Source organism: Streptomyces sp. SID3343 (assembly GCF_009865215.1).
Taxonomy (GTDB): domain Bacteria; phylum Actinomycetota; class Actinomycetes; order Streptomycetales; family Streptomycetaceae; genus Embleya.
The window spans coordinates 1-2,483 of record NZ_WWJX01000431.1 but is presented as its reverse complement, the minus strand read 5'-3'; the positions used below and the strand labels follow the sequence as shown (position 1 = coordinate 2,483).

The 2,483-nt window shown below is 74.8% G+C and carries 1 protein-coding gene and 1 pseudogene; both read left to right on the top strand.

Features of this window, described 5'->3' with window-relative positions:
• Positions 1–1,980 (top strand): annotated as a pseudogene (locus tag GT354_RS14110) (transcriptional regulator); the annotation flags it as partial.
• Positions 1,981–2,164: 184 nt separating this feature from the next.
• The coding region (locus GT354_RS14105; protein ID WP_161356657.1) for a hemerythrin domain-containing protein at positions 2,165–2,483 on the top strand (319 nt) is incomplete at its 3' end.

The following is a 2,483-nucleotide window of genomic DNA, read 5'->3' as shown; positions in this document are numbered from 1 at the left end:
CTGGCCCGGCAGGCGCCGCTGCGGCTCGCGCTGCCGGGCCTGGGCGGCGACGCCGTGGCTCGGCTGGTCGCCGACGTCGCGGACGCCCCCGTCGACACGGCGACGGTGGCCGCGCTCACCGAACGCACCGGTGGTAACCCGTTCTACGTCCGCGAGAGCGCCCGTCTGCTGGCCGGCGAAGGCGCGCTCGTGGCGCTGTCCGACGTTCCGGAAGGGGTACGCGACGTCCTGCGGCGCAGGTTCGCCCGGCTGCCGGAAAGCGCCGTCGCGGTGCTGCGGCTTGCCGCGGTCGCGGGCCGCGAGGCCGACGTCGACGTGTTGGTCGCGGCGGCCGACACCGACGAGGACGGCGTCCTGGACGCGCTCGACGCGGGCTTGATCGCGGGCCTGCTCACCGAACCCGCGCTCGGCCGGGTGCGGTTCGTGCACGCGCTCGTCCGCGACACGATGTGCGCCGACCTCAGCCGACTGCGCAGCACCCGGATGCACGCCCGGATCGCCGCCGCCCTGGAGCGCCTGGGCACCGGTGACGTGACCGCGCTGGCCTACCACCACAGCCGCGCGGTGAGCACGGCCACCGCGGCCCGCGCCCTCGAACTGTGCCTGCGGGCCGCCGAACTCGCCGACCGGGGCAACGGCCACGACGCCGCGGTCGACCTGCGCGCCCGCGCCCTCGAATGCTTCGATCGACTCCCCGCCGACCACCCGGGCGACCGGGCCGCGGAACGCGTCGACCTGCTGGGCGCGTTGCTGCGGGCCCAGGTCCGCGCGGGCAGCATCGTCCCCGCGCGGGCCACCCGTCAGCGGGCCGTCGACATCGCCACGGCGGAGCGCCGCGACGACCTGCTGATCGCCGCGTTCACCGCGTGGACCGAGCCGTCACCGTGGCAGACCCGGCCCTACGCGAGCGTGGACGAGCCACTGGTGGCCGCGCTCGATCGGCTGCTCGAACTCCCCGACCTGCCACCGCTGCATCGCTGCCGGCTCCTCGACGCGTACGCGGTCGAACTCTCCGGTGAGAGCGCGGGCGAGAACGCCGACGCGTCCGGGCGCCGCGACCCACGCGCCGCGGCCCGGGAGGCGATCACGATCGCGCGCCGCATCGGCGACCCGAACCTGCTCGGGATGACCCTCTCCACCCTGCTCCAGCAGCTGCCCACGCCGCTCGACGCGCCCGAACGCGTCGTTCTGGCACAGGAGTTGATCGACGTCGGCGACGCGCACGAGATGCCGGCCTACCGCTGGTACGGCCGCTTCAACCTGGCCGCGTCCGCCGCGGATCTCGGCGACGCCGAACAGACGCTGCGGCTGGTGCTGGAGAGCCGGGAGGTGGCCCGCGCCTACCTGATGCCCGAGGCGACCAGCGTCGTCGAGTACACGCTCGCGATGTTCGCGAATCTCGAGGGCCGTCCGGAGGAGGCCGAGCGGCGCTACGCCGAGGCACTCGCGCCGATGATCGCGCGCGGCTCGCCGCACGCGGCGGGCTTCGGCTGGATCGCCACCGCGACGATCCGCGTCGAGCAGGGCCGTGCCGCCGAACTCGCCCCGCAGGTACCGCACATCCTGGCCGGCTACGGTCCGTTCGTGGCCGACCTGTTGGCCGTGGTGCTGGCCGCCGACGGGCGAATCGACGAAGCCCGTCGGATGCGGGCGCTGGCGGTGCCGATCCGCGTCGACTTCTTCTTCACCGTGCTGTCCACCTACCGGGCGATGGCCGTCGTCGCGCTGGACGAACACGACGTGGCCGCCGCCCTGTACACCGACCTGCTGCCCTTTCGGGACGCACCGCCGACGTGCGCGGGCCTGTCCCTCGCGCTGCGCCCGATCGCGCACACCCTCGGCGAACTGGCCGACTACCTCGGCCGACCCGACGAGGCCGCCGCCCACTTCGCGCACGCCGCCGAGACGGCCCGGCGCTGGGGCGCGGCACCGTGGCGCAGGATGACGCGGCCCGCGCCGGCGATCGACGCCGGGACCTGACCGACGACGCGCTCCAGGGCCGCCCGAGGCCCCCTGGATCGCCCGTCCCCCGCCCCCGCCCCATCCCCCGTCACACTCCCGCTTCGGGCTTCGTCAGTGCTGTGACAAGGCGGACGGGCCCGGCTCCGGCCGGCCCGCTCGGCCCACCGGCCCACCGGCCCGATCAGCGAGGACGACGACGACCATGACCGCCAAGACCTACCGGAACGACATGACGATGATGTTCGCGATCCACGACGCGCTCCGGCGCGAGCTGGACCACATCGCCGAGATCATCGCCCACCCCACCGACGATCCGCAGCAGGTGCTCCGGACCGCCGTCGGCTGGGAGATGTTCAAGACCTACCTGCACGTGCACCACGGTGCCGAGGACGACGTGCTGTGGCCGGTGATCGGCGCCGCGGTGGCCGACCGGCCGGACGAGGCGGCCGTGATCGCGGCGATGGAGGCCGAGCACGCCGTCGTCGATCCCGGCCTCGCGGCGGTCGACGCCGCCCTGGCCG